Raw genomic sequence first — 17,873 nt, forward strand, 5'->3', positions numbered from 1 at the left:
GGATGAAGATATGTGGCATCATCCTGCTACCCGCGCAAATGTGGATAAACTGATTGCTTACGGTCACCGGCAAATTCCCGTGGAATCCGGAGAACTGGCCAGCGGGCTCTTTGGAGAAGGCCGCATGGCAGAACCTGAACAGATACTCGCCTTCCTTGAACAGCATTTTCAGCAGGAAAACGGAAAAAAAGCACTGAATGGAACTGCTGTCATCGTTACTGCTGGTCCTACTATAGAACATATTGACCCTGTTCGCTATATCACCAACCACTCCAGCGGCAAAATGGGCATTGCCATCGCAGAGGCCCTGGCGGACGCCGGCGCTGATGTACAGCTGGTACTGGGTCCCACTTCCCAAAAAACAACCCATCGCGGCATTACCGTTATCCCTGTGCAAACCGCCCAGGAAATGTTTGATGCGGTAACATCCCGGTACGCTGGCGCGGGAATAGTGGTGGCTGCCGCAGCAGTGGCAGATTACCGACCTGCAAAAGTGGCGGATAAGAAAATCAAAAAAGGCGAAGCACAGTTACACATCGATCTCGAAAAAACTCCCGATATACTCCGCTCATTGGGCGACCGCAAAGGGCCACGTCAGCTGCTGGTAGGATTCTCCCTGGAAACGAACAATGAAAAGGAATATGCACTGAAAAAACTGCGTGAGAAAAACCTGGACCTGATTGTGATGAACTCCCTGGCAGATGCAGGTGCAGGATTTAATTATGATACCAATAAAGTAACGCTGTTTGACAGGAACGGGAACGAACGCAGTTTCCCGCTCAAATCCAAACAGGCCGTGGCCCAGGATATTGTTTCCGCTATAATCGAATTGCAACATGCATAATCGCTTCCCGCTGATCCTGCTGCTGGCAGGCGCCTTTTTACTATTCTGCTGCCCTCCCGTTAAAGCCCAGGAAATCAGGGCCAATGTATCTGTAGTAGCCCAACAGATCCAGGGAGTGGACAAGAAAATATTTACCACTCTGCAGAACTCCATCCGGGATTTCCTCAATAACCGCCACTGGGCAGCTGATGCCTTTACACCGGCTGAACGGATAGAATGTAATTTCCTGCTGAATATTACCGGTACCTCCGGAAACGACAGCTACAAGGGCACACTAACCATACAGGCCACCAGACCGGTGTTCAACAGCAGCTATGTTACCAGCCTGCTGAACATCCAGGATCCCAATGTGGTTTTCCGTTACGTGGAATTTCAGCAACTGGAATTCAGCGACAACAGGGTAGTGGGCAACGACCCGCTGGCATCTAATTTAACCGCTATCCTCGCATACTACGTGAATATCATTCTCGGCCTGGATTATGATTCGTTTTCTCCCCGTGGTGGAGACCTGTATTTTAAGAAAGCACTGAATATTGTAAACAATGCACCGGATGGAAAGGAAATTTCCGGATGGAAAGCCTTTGAAGGAAACCGCAACCGTTACTGGTTGCAGGATAACCTCCTCAATGCAAAGTTCCTCCAGTTTCATGATGTGATGTACCAGTATCACCGGCAGGGGCTTGACCTGATGTATGACGATGTGATGAAAGGCCGCGCAGCTATCCTGAACTGCCTGAACATGCTTTATTCCATCCACCAGGATATTCCAAACTCCATGCTGATGCAAACCTTTTTCCTTTCAAAGGGACAGGAGTTATTGAAAATATTTTCCCGTGCTACGCCACAGGAGAAAAGCCGTGCGGCGGAATTACTGTCCCAGATGGATGTGCCCAATGCGCAGAAGTATCAACAGATGAAGTAACAGCTATGATGAATATGATGATGAAATACGCCACCCTGACCTTGTTAGTGTTGTTTTTATTCGCCTGCGGTGAAGGCGACAAGGTGCCGCGTAAGTATATTTCAAAGGAGCGTATGACGGGTATCCTGGTAGATATGTCTATTGCAGACGCCTACAGCAATGAACAACAGATGCAGGTTACCTACACCCCAAATTTTGACTCGCTCAGGCAGGAAAAGGTAAAGATCTATTACAAGCAGATACTGGATCTTCACAAGGTAAGTGTGGAAGAGTTTATGGAAAGCTACCGGTATTATGAAAGTCATCCCAACAGGCTGAAGGAAGTATTTCAAATGGTACAAACTGATATTGCCGCAAGGAAACAGCGCCTGCCCAACCCGGTGGATGAAAATGCACCGCTGCGGTTCCGGCTGAAAAGCATTTTCCCGTATGCAGACAGCGTGCTATTGCTGCCGAAGGTGGACACCGTCCGTCCTTTTATCAAACGGCAGCCCTAATCTATAAAACACCAAAACATGAACAAAGTAGTAGCAAATGCCGATGAAGCCATACAAGATATCCGGGATGGCGCGGTACTGATGCTGGGAGGATTTGGTTTGTGTGGAATTCCGGAAAATTGTATCGCCGCCCTGGTGAAAAAAGGAGTGAAGGATCTTACCTGCATTTCCAATAATGCAGGAGTAGATGATTTTGGTCTTGGCCTGCTGCTGAAAACCAGGCAGATCAGGAAAATGATGTCGTCTTATGTGGGCGAAAACGCAGAATTTGAGAGACAACTACTGGCGGGCGAGCTCGAGGTAGATCTCATTCCACAGGGAACCCTGGCCACACGCATCCAGATGGCAGGTATGGGTATTCCCGCTTTTTTCACTCCCGCCGGTTACGGAACCGAAATTGCTGAAGGGAAAGAAGTGAGGGTGTTTGATGGAAAGCCCCACCTGATGGAGCTCGCACTGCATGCTGATTTCGCTATTGTAAAAGCCTGGAAAGGAGATACGCTGGGTAACCTGGTATTCCGTAAAACCACCAGGAATTTCAGCACTTCAATGGCCAGGGCCGGACAAATTACCATTGCTGAAGTGGAGGAGCTGGTGCAGCCCGGAGAGCTGGAGCCCGACCAGGTACATGTGCCGGGTATTTATGTACGCCGCATCTTCAAAGGCGGTAACTATGAAAAAAGGATCGAACGCAGAACAGTTAAGATCTAGCTCATCAAATTTTCCACTCTCAAATCTTACATTTTATGTCGCTCGACAAATATGGCATTGCCAAAAGAATTGCACAGGAACTGCAGGATGGAATGTACGTGAATCTTGGCATTGGTATTCCTACGCTGGTATCCAACTATATACCTGCCGGCATTTCTATTATGCTACAGTCTGAAAACGGGATACTCGGCATGGGGCCCTATCCTGCAGCGGAAGATATTGATGCGGACCTGATTAATGCCGGGAAGGAAACAGTAACCTTATTACCCGGGGGCAGCTTTTTCGACTCTGCAGAAAGCTTTGGTATGATCCGCGCAGGTAAGGTAGACCTTACCGTGCTGGGTGCAATGGAAGTATCCGATACCGGTGATATCGCCAACTGGAAAATCCCCGGCAAAATGGTAAAAGGCATGGGCGGTGCAATGGACCTGGTAGCTTCTGCCAGGAACATCATTGTAGCCATGATGCATACCAACCCCAAAGGCGAAAGTAAATTACTGCCTGCCTGTACCTTACCGCTTACCGGTGTTAACTGCGTAAAGAAAATTGTGACTGAACTGGCCGTGCTGGATGTAACGCCTGAAGGATTTAAGCTCCTGGAACGTGCACCCGGTGTTACGGTGGAGGAAATCCGCGCTAAAACAGCCGGGAAACTGGTGATCGATGGCGATATCCCGGAAATGAAAATTTAGCTGAACACGGCTTCAATATAACGCCACGTTACCACGACCGTATTTTCGACTGTTCCCTGCCAATCAGCTATACCCGGTTATCTAAACTCGATGCAGGCACCAGCTTCGTGCAGGGCTGCTATTTCTGGGTGCCGGCTGTGTGGTCAGTACATTACCGGGACTCTTCTCATCAGCCGGATGGCTTTGCTGGCATACGTTCCGGAGGATTATAGAAAAGTAAATAAGATTTAATTTTTAAGTGGATTTAGATGTTTTGTTTTTGAAATACATACTTACCTGAAACCAAACATCTAAATCTCCAAACTTAAAAATCCCTAAATAATTGGTACCTTTCAATTTGCTAAAATAGTTCGAGGTGCAAGTTGGATTTCTTTGTTATAACGGTAAATATATTCCTGCAGCTGACCCGATTTTTACGGCAGATAATCGATCTTTCAGATACGGGGACGGCTTTTTTGAAACCCTGAAAGTATACCAGGGACAGGTATTATTGGCAGACCTGCACTTTGAACGGCTGCTTGCCAGTTTACACCTGCTGCACTTTGATATCCCCGTTCATTTTACAAAAGCATATTTCGTTAAGCAGATACTGGAACTCTGCAGCAAAAACAATGTATCACAACTGGCCCGTGTGCGCCTCGCTATATTCCGCTCTGATGGCGGTTTGTATGACCCCGTAAATAATTTGCCCAATTATATTATCCAATGCTGGGAACTGAGCAGGACCGTATTGGAATTAAATAATAACGGGCTGATAACAGACATCTTCCCTGATGTGAAAAAAAGTTGCGATAAGCTTTCTGCTATTAAATCAAATAATTGCCTGCCCTATGTAATGGCAGCCATGTATGCCAAACAGCACCGGCTAAACGAAGCTATTTTGCTGAACCCATATGGCAGGGTGGCCGACAGTACCATTGCCAATGTATTTGTAGTGCGGAATAAGGTACTGTATACACCGCCATTGTCTGAAGGCGGGGTATGCGGGGTAATGCGCAAATACCTGCTGAAAACGGAACTGCCATTCAAAGTACAAGAGAAGCCTCTCGATATAGAAGACCTCGAAAATGCGGATGAGATATTTTTAACCAATGCGATCTATGGTATCCGCTGGGTAGGTCTTTTCCGCGACAGTAGTTACGGCAATGCCACCGCCGCTATTTTACATGAAGTATTGCATGAAGGCATGCTGTAGAAAACAATCATTACATGGAACAAAAAATCAGTTTATGCTGGTTTCGCCGTGATCTGCGGCTGGACGACCAGGCAGCTTTCTATTATGCGCTACGTTCGGGCAACCAGGTAGTGCCGGTGTTTGTTTTTGATACCAACATACTTAATGACCTGGAAGATAAGCATGACCGGCGTGTTACCTTCATTCATGAAGCGCTGGAAGAAATGCAGGTGCAATTGCAGCAGCAGGGTTCATCGATGGATGTTTTCTATGGTGCACCCGAAGCTGCTTTCGAACATTGGACCAGTAAATATAAAGTAGCCGGCGTTTATACCAATCATGACTATGAGCCTTATGCAAAGAACAGGGACGCCGCTATAGCAAAGCAACTCAGCAAGAAAGGTATTTCGTTTCACAGTTATAAAGACCAGGTGATACTGGAAAAAAATGAAGTACTGAAAGATAACGGTGAACCATATACGATATTTACGCCTTACAGCAGGAAGTGGTATGATACCCTTACCTTTTTTCATCTCAAATCATATCCGTGTAAAAAATATTATCATCATCTTTTTAAACAACAGACAATAAAAATTCCTTCCCTGGAAGAAATGGGATTTACACCAGGAGAAAAACATTTTCCCTCAAAAGATCTGAAAGAAACGTTGATCAAGCATTATGATGAAACCCGCGATTTTCCTTCGGTAAACGGTACGTCCAGGTTGGGCATTCACCTGCGCTTTGGCACCGTGAGCATACGCTCGCTTATGCAACAGGCTATGCAGCTGAATGCTACGTTTGCAAAGGAATTGATATGGCGGGAATTTTACCAGATGATCCTCTGGCATTTTCCACATGTAGTGGGAAATTCTTTTAAGAAAGAATATGATAAGATAGGGTGGCGGAACAATGAAGCAGAATTTGAGAAATGGTGCAAAGGAGAAACCGGTTACCCGATCGTAGATGCAGGTATGCGTGAACTGAATGCTACCGGCTTTATGCATAACCGGGTACGTATGATCACTGCCAGCTTTTTAACCAAACACCTGTTAATTGACTGGCGTTGGGGCGAAGCTTATTTTGCCGCTAAACTATTAGACTATGACCTGGCCTCAAACAATGGCGGCTGGCAATGGGCAGCAGGGTCGGGTTGTGATGCGGCGCCTTATTTCAGGGTATTTAATCCATCGCTTCAAACACAGAAATTTGATAAAGATTTGAAGTATATACGTAAATGGGTGCCGGAGTTTGAAGGGTTTAACTATGCAAAACCAATAGTATTGCATGAGGAAGCGCGTAAGCGCGCACTGGAAGTGTATGGAAAGGCATTACGGAAATAAAAAAAATGCAGTGATTGGTTCACTGCATTTTTTTATTTAAGAGAGAATCAGTTGTTGAAAACCTCTTTCAGTTTGGCATCCAATGCTTCGTGTTCTTCTCCGCCGCCACCGTAGCGTGCAATAATTACGCCTTTGGGGTCAATTAATATCTGGGTGGGTAAGGAATGAATGCCGAAGTGCTCACTGATGTCTTCCGGATTGGGCTCGTTTTTCATGCGTTTATTCATGTCCAGGCCCCGCAGCACATGTTTCCATACCCCAATGCCATCTTTTTCCACCGCCTTTTTCCAGGCATCATGATTGCGGTCGTCGTCTGAAACGCTGATCACTTCAAACCCTTTATCCTTATATTGTTTATACAACTCCAGCAGGTGAGGGTTACCTGCACGGCAGGGCACGCACCAGCTGGCCCAGAAATCTACCAGCACATATTTTCCTTTGAAATCGGATAAGCTGAGTGGCTGATCATTGATATCCTTTTTGCTGAAGTTAAACGCAACGCTGCCCGGAGAGCCTTGTTCAAGACTTTTTATTTCTTTGGCGATATCCAGCCCATCTTTACTTTTTTGTAAAGCAGTGCTCAGGCTGTTGTAATAGTACCTCGCGGAATCCAGTGTCATACTGCCAATTTCAAAACGCATCAGGTAAACGCTCAGGAAAGAGTTATGATGTTCGCGGATAAATTTTCTTGACAACTGGCTGTTGGTATTAAAGTAGGGCGCCAGCTGCTCCCGGATAGCTGCTGCTTTATCGTGGTCTTTTTCGTTACGCAATGCTTCCAGCAACGGTTGGTATCTGGCGGTGGCAGCTTCTTTTTCTTTTTCCAGTTGCACGTTTTCATCATTACTTACAGAGCCTTTCATAACAATGGTGCTGAGATCGCCGTTGTCTATGTTGATAGTCATGGCGGCGGGCTCCAGGAACAGGTATGCCTGCTCTTTTTTGTTGCCGGTCATGTTCCTGATCAGTGTTGCGGAAACCACACCGGGAGCGGGTTGCAGCAGCATGCCGGCAAAGCTGAACCTGCCATTCTTTACCTCAGCGCTATCTGTTACATACTTTGTTCCATTGTTGTATTGCAGGTAATACCTGGCCGGTGCATTACCGCTAACGGTGCCGGATATACTAAATTTCTTCTGAGCATTAGCCAGTTGGCCGACAGCTAACGTTAATGATAGTACGCAAATTATTCTTTTCATATGTTATTGTTCGTTTTGTGTAAGATTAGGATTGAGGATGATTTCTTCCTGCGGGATACGCAATAATATCTTAGGGCTGGTAGCGGGAATAGTCATGGCGCCACTGCTGGCAGAGGAATAATCCCGTACCATTGGCAAGCCATTCCTGAAATAATCAAACCCGGAATGCCCTTCAAAGGCCAGCTCTATCCGGCGTTGCAATAGTATTTCATCAAACAGCGCCTGTCCGGAAAGATCCACCGGCGCAAGGCCTGCCCGGTTACGGATAATGTTCAGGTCGGCCAGTGCGGCGTCTTTTTTACCAAGCTTTGCATTGGCTTCCGCACGGTTAAGGTATACTTCCGCCAGGCGGATGTAGCGGAATGGCGATTTGCTGTAAATGGCGTTGTACAGGTACATGTATTTAACGGTGGCAATGCTGTCGTCAGGAAATCCAGGCGTAACATTTACTTTGTAATGTGAATTGCGCAGGTCTGTTTTTGCAATGCGTGATAACAGGTCGGAAGAGGGACGATAGTAACCGCCTGTATAGTTGATCTGTGGTGGGTATGCATATTGCTGGCTGATGGACGCATTCCCGAAATCCATGTTACCTGCAAAGATATCCTCCTTATTAGCTACGTTGCTGCTGTTATAATAAGCACGGTAGGCATCATCCTGCAGTAGGGTATATTTGTTACTGTTAATCACCTGGTCGGCGTAGCTCGCAGCTTTTTGATTAAACGTTGCATCAGGTTGCTGGAAAGTGCCACCCATATAAAGATACACACGTGATAACAAAGCGGCTGCTGCCTGCTTACCGGCAAAGCTATTGGACTTCTCCTGGTTGAACAGGGATATGGCCGCCTCAAGGTCTGCAATTACCTGCTCATACACCGCTTTGGCGCTGGCGCGGGCCGGTTTATAATCGATACTGTTTGCTGCGGTGGTAATAAGCATTACGCCGGATGATGATGCGGCGTTCTGGTAGTAAGGTTTTGCATAAAAACGTACCAGGTTAAAATATACGAATGCCCTTACGAACAATGCTTCTGCTTTGGCTTGTAATATCGCCGGCCGTTGTTCATCTTTTTGTACGTTATCCAGCAATTTATTCGCGTGCAGGATGGTAAAATAACTACCTCTCCAAAAGTAATAGGTCCAGCTATGATCCTTATCAGGAGAGTTGATATAATTAAACGCATCGGTATATTGATTGGGGCCCAGATCCAGTGAATGAATATTGTTACCATGTGCTTCAGACAGGAACATGGTAATATCGCCATATCCAAAGTAATTGTTTTCCATGGCAACGCCAGTAGTGATCATCGGGTAAAGCCCCATGGCTGCCTGCGTAAATCCTTCCGGGGTACTGAACTGGGTTGCTTCATTGGTAACGTTGTGCGGGCGCAGCTCATCCAGTTGTTTGTTGCAGGCGCTTAATGTAATAAGGCTTGCGGTGGCTATTATTATTGTACGCTTCATTTTTTTAGTAGTTTAGAATGTAACATTAAGACCGGCAGTAATGCGGCGTGGATTAGCGTTTCCGATGCCTACGCCTCCATAGGCGGTAGAGGTGCCGATGTTGGCGCCTTCAGGATCAGCCCCAACATAGTCTTTATGTTTAATAACAAAAACATTGTCCATACTAACGAACACGCCTGCACGCTGTGCATGAATTTTATTGAGTGTTCTCTGTGCAAGGTCGTACCCGATCCTGATGTTCCGCATACGGATATGGCTGGCGTTGCCGTAAATAAGCGAGGAACGGCTGTCGAATACGCGCCAGGTATTCATTTTACTGCTGTACACATCGGGGTAGTTAGCATTTTTATCACCGGGTTGCTGCCATACTTTCTGGCTGGATTGCCAGTTCACATTGTTCCTGCCCAGGAAGGGAGCGGTTGGATCCTGGAAGTTATTGATAAGGCTCATGGCGGTATAATTGCCAACCTGGAACCACATTTCTGCGCTCAGTGAAAATTGTTTGTACGTAAAGGTATTGGTAAAGCCTCCAAAGAATTTTGGCGTTGCAGATCCTACTGTCTGGTAATTGCGGATATCTGCTATCCCGCCAATACCCTCTACTACCTGTTTCTTCCCGGAAGCATCATAATTTTCAAACAGCGGTGCGCCGTTATCTGGATTTACACCTACATAACGGACGGCCTTAATCACATTAAGATCTTCTCCTGTATAGCGGTAATACGCGCGGTTGTAATTGTCGAGAAGAGAATCGCCGTACAGTTTTTTTATGGTGTTTTTATTAAAGCTTACATTCAGGTTGGTAGTCCAGCTGAAGTCTCTTGTGTCTATATTACGGGTATTCAGCATTAGTTCCAGCCCTTTGTTCAATACTTCTCCTACATTCTGGTATTGCTGGAAGGAGCCTTGTGCAGAACCAACAAATACCTGTTGCAGCAGGTTTTTACTAAGTTTTGAATAGAGATCAGCGGAAAGCTCTATGCGTTTCCACAGGCTAAGGTCTATTCCTGCGGTATTGTTAACAGTGGTTTCCCAGCTGATATCCGGGTTTTCCAGTTGTGTGATGGCGGAGCCTACGTTGTTAATGTTATCATAGGTATAATTGCCGCTTGCAGCATAGAGGGTTTGATTCAGGTATCCATCGCCTACATCCCTTCCGGAAGTTCCGTGCACTATTCTCAGCTTCAGCAGGTCTATTGCTTTCACATCTGCCAGGAAAATTTCTTTATTGATCAGCCACCCGCCGCTTATGGCATAGAAGGTACCATATCTTTTGTTACGGCCAAAGTTGGTGAAGGCATCGGTGCGAAGGGAAGCGGCTGCATAATATTTCGCCTGGTAATTATAGTTTAATTCGCTGAAGGCGGAAAAGCTTGCTCTTTCTGTATAGGAGCCGGAAGGCCGGTAGGGAAGGTTATAAGCAACGTTGATGGCACTGCCAAAGTTCTTTGCGGCGCCCATATTCCTTTCACCCGGCAGAAGGTTGTACATATCCGTACTGCTGGTTTCACTGGTACGCCTTGCCCATTCCGTACCAGCAAGGAGATTCAGGTGATGATCGCCAAACCGTTTGGTAGCGTTCAGTGTATTGGTAGATGTGAAATTGAAAAACCTGGTGTCTGCAATGGTAAGCGTTCCGTTGGGAAGCGTGGCGCCTGGCCTAAACAGGTAAGGATAGCCGCCGTATTTCCCGGAGAAGCTACGTGGATCCAGGTAAGAGTTCCGGTGAGTGTTGATATAATCGATAGTATTGGCGGTTTTAATGCTTAACCAGGGTAATACCTGGTAACTCAGCCATCCGGTACCGGTGAAGTGTTGGGTATTTATAACAGCCGTATTATCGAATTTCTTTTCGCTTATAAAGTTCTGTGACCAGGTGGTATATGGCACACCAAAATTATTGGATTGCTTTACCGGGATACTGTCGGCCAGTGAGCCATCTGCATTATATGGTGTTACAAAGGGTTGGGTCATATAGAGTGCAGGCACACCGTTACGGGAAATAGTTTTATCAATGATAGCGCTGGTATTTATTCCACCGGAAACCTTTTTAGAGAATTGCTGCATAATATTCAGACGCAGGTTACGACGGTCAAAAGTGTTCCCGCTATTAATAGCTTTTTCCTTGTACCAGTCTACGCCGGCATACAGTGTTGTTTTATCATTTCCACTGTTCAGCCCCAGGCTGATATCAGAAAAATTTCCATCATCAAACATTGCTTTTTCCCAGTCAAAGTTTTTTGTTTTATCCTCGTCGGTATAAATCCTCCTTTGCCGGATGAAATCTGCCGCAGTAGGAAACTGTTGCTGAAGGGAAGGCGTTTCTTCCCATCTGCGTTGCATCACTTTATCCATGAGTGCAATGCTCTCTGTGGTATTCATCATGTGGATGGCGCGGTTCTGTTTAATAGCGCCATAACGGGTATCCAGTGTTACATGCACACCGCTGTTCACAGCAGCTCTTTTGGTGGTCACCACAATTACGCCCTGTGCCGCGCGCGATCCGTAGATGGCGGTAGATGCGGCATCTTTCAGGATGGTAATACTTTCCACATCAGCGGGATTTACTACGTCCTGTAAATTCTGCGAGTTGGAAATTACCCCGTCAATAACGATCAGCGGTCCAAAGTAAGCGCTGGTGCCGGAGGGGAGCGACGATTGGCCCCGCAGCAATACCTGTCCCTTTGCACCGGCGTCGGCGGAAGGCTCCACGATATACATGCCGGTGGTTTTGGCTTTCAGCATGGAGAGAATATTGGAAGAAGAAACGGAGCTGCGTAGCTGATCGCCCGAAACTTTTTGTACAGCGCCGGTTAGTTCGCTGGCCTGTTTGCTTGTATAACCCATTACCACTACGCCACCAAGACTGGTAGCATCTTCTTCCATCGTAATATGGTTCTCAGTACCGGTGATGACCTGTGTTTTCTGCCGGTAGCCGATGCTGCTAACCATTAATGGCCGGCCTTCTTCGGAGGCAATGGCAAACATGCCATTGGCATCAGTAACTGAACCTTTGCCACTGATAATATCCCGGACAGTAGTGCCGGGTAGCGGTTGTCCCTTACGGTCAGTTACCCTTCCTTTGATCAGGGGATGCGCTCTGGTAACACCGATGGGATTATACGGCATTACTACGCCGATCATATTGCCACTTAGCCTGAATTGAAGCCCGGACGCATCTTCCAGCTCTGCGAGTATTTCCCGGAGGCTCCGTTGTTTAGAAGGCAGGCTGATACGCCGGATGGGCAATGTACCATCGGCATAAAAGAATTTTACCTGGTAGGTACTTTCAATTTTTTTGAAGGCAGTGGTAATATCAACCTCCCGGAACGCTATTGATTTTCTTTGCTGTCCGTATGATAGCATACAGGTCGTTAGCATTAATAACACCAAAAGAAGGAACTGCCATTTTACCGCAGTGCTTAACGGCGCACGGAGGCGCGCATAATTAAAAGTCATGCATCAGATTTTTTAATGATGGTTGATGTGTGGTACAGCATGCAGGCGCCGGCAGCCAGCATGTGATCCCGATTTCAGCGATTTTGGTGGAAACGCCTGTTATTAAAATTGAATCAGTACTTTGTCCGGTTGTATTTGAAAACTACATCCGGCTGTAAAACAAAAGATGTTCAAAACTTTTTCTAATTTATCGTTGTCGAACGCGCCGGAGAACCGTTTGGCATATAACGGATTCCCCTTTACGCGGAATGGTATTCCATACCAGTTTTCCAGTTGCCGTATTACTTCTGATACGCTGGCGTTGTCAAATACTAATTTGCCTGTTTTCCAGGTGCGCAAAGCTATGGTATCAAAGGATGCTTTGCTCATTTCCTGTTTTGCTTCATTCCATTTTGCCTGTTCACCAGGCGCCAGGGTGAGTGGCGTCGTTGCGCCTGATTTTTCACTCACCTTTACTTTCCCGCTGAGCAGTGATACGGTCGACTGTGGCTCATAGGGGTATGATTTTACCAGGAAGGAGGTGCCCAGCACCGTTGTCTGAATTTGTTTGCTGGTTACCATGAACGGATCTTCCGGGTTGGTTTGTACATCAAACAGGGCTGCCCCTTTTACCAGTTCCACATGCCGGTGCCTGTTACTGTAATCGGAAGGAATCCTTACCGTAGTATTGGCGTTGAGGATCACTGAAGATCCATCCGGCAAAGTGAGCAGTTTGCGTTGTCCCCAGTCGCTGGAATATACCAGGAAGGTATCGGGGATTGCAGCCGGCGTACGCGGTTTCAGTCGCGGCCAGAACAGGGCGATGCCTCCCAGCAGTAACAGCACTGCTGCTGCGCGCCATGCTATTTGCCGGTAACTAATACGGCGTACAGGGCGGGTGGTTTTTACCGCCTGCTGCAGCCTGTTCAACTGTTCGGTCCTGTCTTTTTCTGCTTCGGTGGTGTTAATATTATAATACAGGGTTACTGCGGCAGCCACCTTATCTTTTATTTCAGGATGCTGGCGGATATAGCTTTCCCATTTAGCAATAGCCTCGTCATTGTTCCTCCGGATATATTGCAGAAAGGTATCGTCGAGCAGCAGATCTAATTCATTCAGGTCCTTTGGCAGCATTCTACATCCATTTTTAAAGTAGAGCGACAATCAGCTCTCTTTTACCAGGTATGTACCGGTAAATTTTCAGATTTTGATAATTTTTATTTTAAAGAAGCTTTATTGAAAATAATCTAACAGGGAATTTTATAAGGGAAGTAACAGCAGTAATGTTCTCAAATGCAGGTTGCCGGATTTGAGATCCTGTTCAAGTGATTGTTTCAGCGATTTAAGTGCCTCGTACAAGTGATTATAGACAGTGCGGTGCGTAAGCCCGGTGATGTCTGTTATTTCGTCGTAGCTCCTGCCTTCATAAAAGCGGAGATTAATTAATTCTTTTTGCCTCGGGCTGAGCAAAGCAATGGCTTCCTGTATACGCCCGATGGCTGCTTTGCTTTGTTGTTGCTGCATCAGCAGTTGTTCAGCAGAAGGTGTATCGCCGGTTTCAGCTTCCATCCAGAGCGATAGCAGGCCATTGTCTTTTTTCTCCTGTTGGAGATGTAATAACAGTTTGCGTTTGAAAGCCGTGATAATGTAACTGCGTACATTATTTACGGTATCCAGGCCTTCCCTTTTTTCCCAGAAATAAAGAAACACCTGTTGGATACAGTCTTTCACCGGTTCGCTCCTGGCGCATATTTTAAGGCCCAGGAAAAGGAGCAGGTGATAATACTTTTCATACAAGGTATATAGCGCCTGTTCCTCTCCTTGCCGAAACCTGTTCCACAGGTCTGTATCCTTATTATCGATCATACCGCAACAAAAGAACGAAAAAATCGGCTGCTTACGGACGGATTTTTTCTGCCGCTTCCATCAGCGCTTCCACAGCGGCTTTTCCTTCTTTACCCAAATCTAAACTAAAATCATTCACATACAGATCAATATGCTGGCGCATCACAGATTCATCCATTTCCTGCGCATGTGATTTTACATAATCAGACAGTTGAGGATAAGTAGTATAACTGTTCTGCAGGCTTTTATGGATAAGTGTGTCGAGTTGTGCACGGGTAGCCTCCGGTATATCTTTGCGGATAAAGATGCCACCCAGCGGGATGGGATTGCCGGTGGTCTGTTCCCAATATTCACCCATGTCCATCAGTTTTACCAGGCCCTTAAGCTGGTAGGTGAAGCGGTTTTCATGAATGATAACGCCTGCATCCACCTCGCCGTTCAGCACGGCGTTTTCTATTTCGGAAAACAGCATCACTTTCCTGTTGGTGGCTTCCGGGAAAGCAATGGAGAACAGGAGGTTGGCAGTAGTGTTTTCTCCCGGAATAGCGATGGTCATATTTTTTATCTCTTCCAGGGGAATATCTTTTTTCGCAATGAGCAATGGCCCGCAGCCCCGTCCCAGTGCGCTGCCGCTGTTGAGCAGCTCATACTGGTCTTTTACCCTGACATATACGGCAAAGCTCAGTTTTGTAACAGCCAGTTTGCCTTGCAGCGCCCAGTTGTTCAATGTTTCCACATCCTCAAGATGGGTATCAAAGGTAAATTCCTTTGTGTCTATTTTGTTGTTTACCAGTGCATCAAAAATGAAAGTATCATTCGGGCAGGGTGAAAAACCTAAAGATAAATGCATAGCTGTCAAAATTTTATGTCTGTCGTTAAATGCCGGCCAGTGTTTCCACGGTTTTTATTAATTCTTCATTGAGTGTTTTTACGGCCAGGGGAATCTTCCATTTACTTTTATCCCTGATTTCCACATAGTTAGAAATGCTCCTGAGTTGAAGGAATGGTATTTTTTCCAGCAGGCAGGCATAATGAAAGGCAGCGCCTTCCATGCTTTCTATGTCGGGATCATATTTGGCCACCAGCCTTTGTATAGTAGGCAGGCTGCCGCTTACAAGGTTTACGCTCACGCCGGTAGCAATGGGCAGGGGAGGCACTTCAGGCAGTCCTGCAAAGGTATTCACCAGGCTGTTACCGGTAAATGGCGGCTGTGATGGCTGCCAGAGCTGTATATCAAATAAATCTTTAAACTGATCGTTATCTTCCGCACCGAGGTCCGCCAGGTATTCCTTTTTAATAAGCACCACTTCTCCAAGCTCTCGCTGATGGCGGAAACAGCCGCCAATACCTGCTTGTATGGCTATATCGGGCCGGTTTACTACCAGGTGCTTTCCCAGGCTGAAGGCGGTGTGCATCATGCCAATACCGGCAATCAGCACGTCTATATTGCAGTTTGCGGCTTTAAGGGCCGGGATATGTGTGTCGAGGTACTGTAAAAAAGGCTGTATTTCCAGTGTGGTAGCCGCGGTCACCAATATTTTCATACCGTAAAAATACGGCAAAAATGATTGCTTGCCGTGTAAAACAATTGACAGGAATTAGGATAAATTGGCACTACTCGTTTAATAGTGGTATTTTTGCAAAAATTTTTTGCAATAATGATTTATTTAACGCGAGTAGAGAACTTCAATGCAGCGCATAAGTTATCTAACCCGGGCTGGAGCAAAGAGAAGAACGAGGAAGTTTTTGGTAAATGTGCCAACGAGAACTGGCATGGTCATAATTACGAACTGCACGTCACTATAAAAGGTAATCCTGATCCGGAAACGGGTTTTGTGTTTAATGCCAAAACTTTAGGCGTAATTATCCGGGATGCGGTGATAGAAAAGATAGATCACCGGAATCTTAATATGGATGTTGATTTCATGAAGGATAAATTCACTTCCGCCGAAAATTTATCGATCGCTATCTGGGACCAGCTGGCCAAACACCTGCCGGCAGAAGTGCAGCTGCACTGTATCAAACTGTACGAAACTCCACGCATATACGTAGAGTATTACGGTGGGAAATAATACATACTTCCCTGCCTTTGAAATTTATTAAATCATATAAGAATGGCGTATAATAAGAACGAAAGTTACGATGAAAAGATCACGTCCGGTCTTGTAGAAAATTATAAAGAATGTCTGCACCTGCTGGGAGAAGACCCTGAAAGGGAAGGGCTGCAGAAAACGCCTGAACGGGTGGCCAAAGCTATGCAGTTCCTCACACAGGGGTATCAGCAGGATGCACGCGAAATACTGGAGGGCGCAAAGTTTACAGAAGCATATAGTGAAATGGTGATAGTAAAAGACATAGAATTATATTCTATGTGCGAACATCATATGCTGCCCTTCTTCGGAAAAGCCCATGTAGCCTATATTCCAAACGGGTATATCACCGGCCTGAGCAAAATAGCCAGGGTGGTGGATGTATATGCCCGCCGCCTGCAGGTCCAGGAACGCCTTACGCACCAGATTCTGGATGCTATCCAGGAAACCCTGCAGCCACAGGGCGTTGCTGTGGTCATTGAAGCGCAGCACCTGTGCATGATGATGAGAGGAGTGCAAAAACAAAATTCCCTTACCACCACTTCCGCGTTCAGTGGCCAGTTTGAACATGGCACCACCAGGGCGGAATTCATGAAACTGATCTCCAAATAAAAAATCTATATTACGTATTACGGATTTATGGGTAGATGATAAGCGTAATTTATATTTATCAGCTACCTGTAAATCCGTAATTCTTATTTATATTTGAAAAAATATTAATTTATATCCACATGAAGCATGCTTTCGTATTTCCCGGACAGGGTTCCCAGTTTCCGGGTATGGGCAAAAATCTGTACGACACCAACGTAAAAGCAAAAGAACTTTTTGAACAGGCAAATAACATCCTGGGTTTCCGTATTTCTGACATTATGTTCAACGGCACCGAAGAAGACCTGAAACAAACCAACGTTACCCAGCCTGCTGTTTTCCTGCATGCAGTAATTGCTTTTCTCTGCACAGAACATGCACAGCCGGAAATGGTGGCGGGCCATTCCCTGGGAGAGTTTTCTGCCCTTGTAGCCAATGGCGTATTGTCGTTTGAAGCAGCCCTGAAACTGGTAGCCATCCGTGCTAATGCCATGCAGAAAGCCTGCGAGCTGCAACCATCTACCATGGCTGCCGTACTGGCCCTGGACGATGCCAAAGTAGAAGAGATCTGCGCTGCTGTTACTGCCGAAACCGGCGAAGTAGTAGTGCCGGCTAATTATAATTGCCCCGGTCAGCTGGTGATTTCCGGTACGCTTAAAGGCGTGGAAATTGCCTGCGAAAAAATGAAGGCTGCCGGTGCTAAAAGAGCCCTGATCCTCCCTGTGGGCGGCGCTTTCCACTCCCCTTTAATGGCTTCTGCCAAGGAAGAGCTGCAGGCGGCTATCAATACCACTACCTTCAATTCACCTTCCTGCCCGGTTTACCAGAACGTGGTGGCCGTAGCGGTAACCGACCCGGCCCGGATCAAACAGAACCTGATAGATCAGTTAACGGGCGCAGTGAAATGGACACAATCCGTACAGGCCATGGTGGCCGACGGTGGCAAGGAATTTACGGAAGTAGGGCCAGGTAAAGTGTTGCAGGGCCTGATCCAGAAAATTAACAAGGAAACAGTGGTGAACGGTATCAACTAATTAAATCATCGCTATAAAAAAAAGCAGCGGACTAT

General features: G+C 46.4%; 17 protein-coding genes. 10 read left to right on the plus strand and 7 right to left on the minus strand.

Annotation, left to right across the window (positions count from 1 at the left end):
• The 7 genes from coaBC to VIM72_RS29780 all read left to right on the plus strand — a co-directional run.
• Positions 1 to 844, plus strand: an 844-nt coding sequence (coaBC, locus tag VIM72_RS29750) for a bifunctional phosphopantothenoylcysteine decarboxylase/phosphopantothenate--cysteine ligase CoaBC (protein WP_332006441.1), incomplete at its 5' end; no start/stop codon positions are given.
• Entirely contained in the window at positions 837 to 1,766 is a 930-nt protein-coding gene (locus VIM72_RS29755; RefSeq protein WP_142683741.1) for a DUF4835 family protein, read from the plus strand. The genes coaBC and VIM72_RS29755, both read left to right, overlap by 8 nt.
• Before the next feature lie 14 nt (positions 1,767 to 1,780).
• Entirely contained in the window at positions 1,781 to 2,263 is a 483-nt protein-coding gene (locus VIM72_RS29760) for a DUF4296 domain-containing protein (RefSeq protein WP_332006442.1), read from the plus strand.
• An 18-nt stretch (positions 2,264 to 2,281) separates the two neighbouring features.
• Positions 2,282 to 2,974, plus strand: a complete 693-nt coding sequence (locus VIM72_RS29765) for a CoA transferase subunit A (RefSeq protein ID WP_332006443.1) — start codon at positions 2,282 to 2,284, stop codon at positions 2,972 to 2,974.
• A 35-nt stretch (positions 2,975 to 3,009) separates the two neighbouring features.
• Entirely contained in the window at positions 3,010 to 3,666 is a 657-nt protein-coding gene (locus VIM72_RS29770; protein ID WP_332006444.1) for a 3-oxoacid CoA-transferase subunit B, read from the plus strand.
• A gap of 355 nt (positions 3,667 to 4,021) precedes the next feature.
• Positions 4,022 to 4,861, plus strand: coding sequence for an aminotransferase class IV (locus VIM72_RS29775; protein WP_332006445.1), 840 nt, complete (start codon positions 4,022 to 4,024; stop codon positions 4,859 to 4,861).
• A 14-nt stretch (positions 4,862 to 4,875) separates the two neighbouring features.
• Positions 4,876 to 6,180 carry a deoxyribodipyrimidine photo-lyase gene (locus tag VIM72_RS29780; RefSeq protein ID WP_332006446.1) on the plus strand — a complete coding sequence of 435 codons (1,305 nt, stop codon included), beginning with the start codon at positions 4,876 to 4,878 and terminating at the stop codon, positions 6,178 to 6,180.
• 47 nt (positions 6,181 to 6,227) lie between these two features.
• On the opposite strand, the gene VIM72_RS29785 is transcribed toward VIM72_RS29780, so the two are convergent.
• From VIM72_RS29785 to mqnB, 7 genes are all read right to left on the minus strand, one after another.
• A complete protein-coding gene (locus tag VIM72_RS29785; protein ID WP_332006447.1) occupies positions 6,228 to 7,379 on the minus strand; it encodes a TlpA disulfide reductase family protein in 1,152 nt (383 codons plus the stop codon).
• Positions 7,380 to 7,382: 3 nt separating this feature from the next.
• Positions 7,383 to 8,843 (minus strand): RagB/SusD family nutrient uptake outer membrane protein, encoded by a 1,461-nt coding sequence (locus tag VIM72_RS29790; RefSeq protein WP_332006448.1) that lies wholly within the window; start codon positions 8,841 to 8,843, stop codon positions 7,383 to 7,385.
• Between the two features lie 12 nt (positions 8,844 to 8,855).
• Positions 8,856 to 12,302, minus strand: coding sequence for a SusC/RagA family TonB-linked outer membrane protein (locus VIM72_RS29795; RefSeq protein WP_332006449.1), 3,447 nt, complete (start codon positions 12,300 to 12,302; stop codon positions 8,856 to 8,858).
• Between the two features lie 102 nt (positions 12,303 to 12,404).
• Positions 12,405 to 13,415 (minus strand): FecR family protein, encoded by a 1,011-nt coding sequence (locus VIM72_RS29800; RefSeq protein WP_332006450.1) that lies wholly within the window; start codon positions 13,413 to 13,415, stop codon positions 12,405 to 12,407.
• Between the two features lie 126 nt (positions 13,416 to 13,541).
• Positions 13,542 to 14,147, minus strand: coding sequence for a sigma-70 family RNA polymerase sigma factor (locus tag VIM72_RS29805; protein ID WP_332006451.1), 606 nt, complete (start codon positions 14,145 to 14,147; stop codon positions 13,542 to 13,544).
• 31 nt (positions 14,148 to 14,178) lie between these two features.
• Positions 14,179 to 14,976 carry a 1,4-dihydroxy-6-naphthoate synthase gene (locus tag VIM72_RS29810; protein ID WP_332006452.1) on the minus strand — a complete coding sequence of 266 codons (798 nt, stop codon included), beginning with the start codon at positions 14,974 to 14,976 and terminating at the stop codon, positions 14,179 to 14,181.
• A 25-nt stretch (positions 14,977 to 15,001) separates the two neighbouring features.
• Positions 15,002 to 15,670, minus strand: a complete 669-nt coding sequence (gene mqnB / locus VIM72_RS29815) for a futalosine hydrolase (protein ID WP_332006453.1) — start codon at positions 15,668 to 15,670, stop codon at positions 15,002 to 15,004.
• A 114-nt stretch (positions 15,671 to 15,784) separates the two neighbouring features.
• Between mqnB and VIM72_RS29820 the strand changes: the two genes are divergently transcribed.
• From VIM72_RS29820 to fabD, 3 genes are all read left to right on the plus strand, one after another.
• Positions 15,785 to 16,198, plus strand: coding sequence for a 6-pyruvoyl trahydropterin synthase family protein (locus tag VIM72_RS29820; RefSeq protein ID WP_079469374.1), 414 nt, complete (start codon positions 15,785 to 15,787; stop codon positions 16,196 to 16,198).
• 42 nt (positions 16,199 to 16,240) lie between these two features.
• On the plus strand, positions 16,241 to 16,828 hold the full coding sequence (gene folE / locus VIM72_RS29825; RefSeq protein WP_142683728.1) for a GTP cyclohydrolase I FolE: 588 nt from the start codon (positions 16,241 to 16,243) through the stop codon (positions 16,826 to 16,828).
• 119 nt (positions 16,829 to 16,947) lie between these two features.
• Complete coding sequence (gene fabD, locus VIM72_RS29830) at positions 16,948 to 17,838, plus strand: ACP S-malonyltransferase (RefSeq protein ID WP_332006454.1); 891 nt, start codon at positions 16,948 to 16,950, stop codon at positions 17,836 to 17,838.
• The last annotated feature ends 35 nt before the right edge of the window (positions 17,839 to 17,873 follow it).

The sequence above is a fragment of the Chitinophaga sp. genome (genome assembly GCF_036569185.1).
In the GTDB taxonomy this organism is placed as follows: Bacteria; Bacteroidota; Bacteroidia; order Chitinophagales; family Chitinophagaceae; genus Chitinophaga.

What these genes read in the sequence shown, in the direction of transcription:
- VIM72_RS29755 (WP_142683741.1), top strand. Translation starts at nt 837, where the DNA reads ATGCATAATCGCTTCCCGCTGATCCTGCTGCTGGCAGGCGCCTTTTTA.
- VIM72_RS29760 (WP_332006442.1), top strand. Translation starts at nt 1,781, where the DNA reads ATGATGATGAAATACGCCACCCTGACCTTGTTAGTGTTGTTTTTATTC.
- VIM72_RS29765 (WP_332006443.1), top strand. Translation starts at nt 2,282, where the DNA reads ATGAACAAAGTAGTAGCAAATGCCGATGAAGCCATACAAGATATCCGG.
- VIM72_RS29770 (WP_332006444.1), top strand. Translation starts at nt 3,010, where the DNA reads ATGTCGCTCGACAAATATGGCATTGCCAAAAGAATTGCACAGGAACTG.
- VIM72_RS29780 (WP_332006446.1), top strand. Translation starts at nt 4,876, where the DNA reads ATGGAACAAAAAATCAGTTTATGCTGGTTTCGCCGTGATCTGCGGCTG.
- VIM72_RS29785 (WP_332006447.1), bottom strand. Translation starts at nt 7,379, where the DNA reads ATGAAAAGAATAATTTGCGTACTATCATTAACGTTAGCTGTCGGCCAA.
- VIM72_RS29790 (WP_332006448.1), bottom strand. Translation starts at nt 8,843, where the DNA reads ATGAAGCGTACAATAATAATAGCCACCGCAAGCCTTATTACATTAAGC.
- VIM72_RS29795 (WP_332006449.1), bottom strand. Translation starts at nt 12,302, where the DNA reads ATGACTTTTAATTATGCGCGCCTCCGTGCGCCGTTAAGCACTGCGGTA.
- VIM72_RS29800 (WP_332006450.1), bottom strand. Translation starts at nt 13,415, where the DNA reads ATGCTGCCAAAGGACCTGAATGAATTAGATCTGCTGCTCGACGATACC.
- VIM72_RS29805 (WP_332006451.1), bottom strand. Translation starts at nt 14,147, where the DNA reads ATGATCGATAATAAGGATACAGACCTGTGGAACAGGTTTCGGCAAGGA.
- VIM72_RS29810 (WP_332006452.1), bottom strand. Translation starts at nt 14,976, where the DNA reads ATGCATTTATCTTTAGGTTTTTCACCCTGCCCGAATGATACTTTCATT.
- mqnB (WP_332006453.1), bottom strand. Translation starts at nt 15,670, where the DNA reads ATGAAAATATTGGTGACCGCGGCTACCACACTGGAAATACAGCCTTTT.
- VIM72_RS29820 (WP_079469374.1), top strand. Translation starts at nt 15,785, where the DNA reads ATGATTTATTTAACGCGAGTAGAGAACTTCAATGCAGCGCATAAGTTA.
- folE (WP_142683728.1), top strand. Translation starts at nt 16,241, where the DNA reads ATGGCGTATAATAAGAACGAAAGTTACGATGAAAAGATCACGTCCGGT.
- fabD (WP_332006454.1), top strand. Translation starts at nt 16,948, where the DNA reads ATGAAGCATGCTTTCGTATTTCCCGGACAGGGTTCCCAGTTTCCGGGT.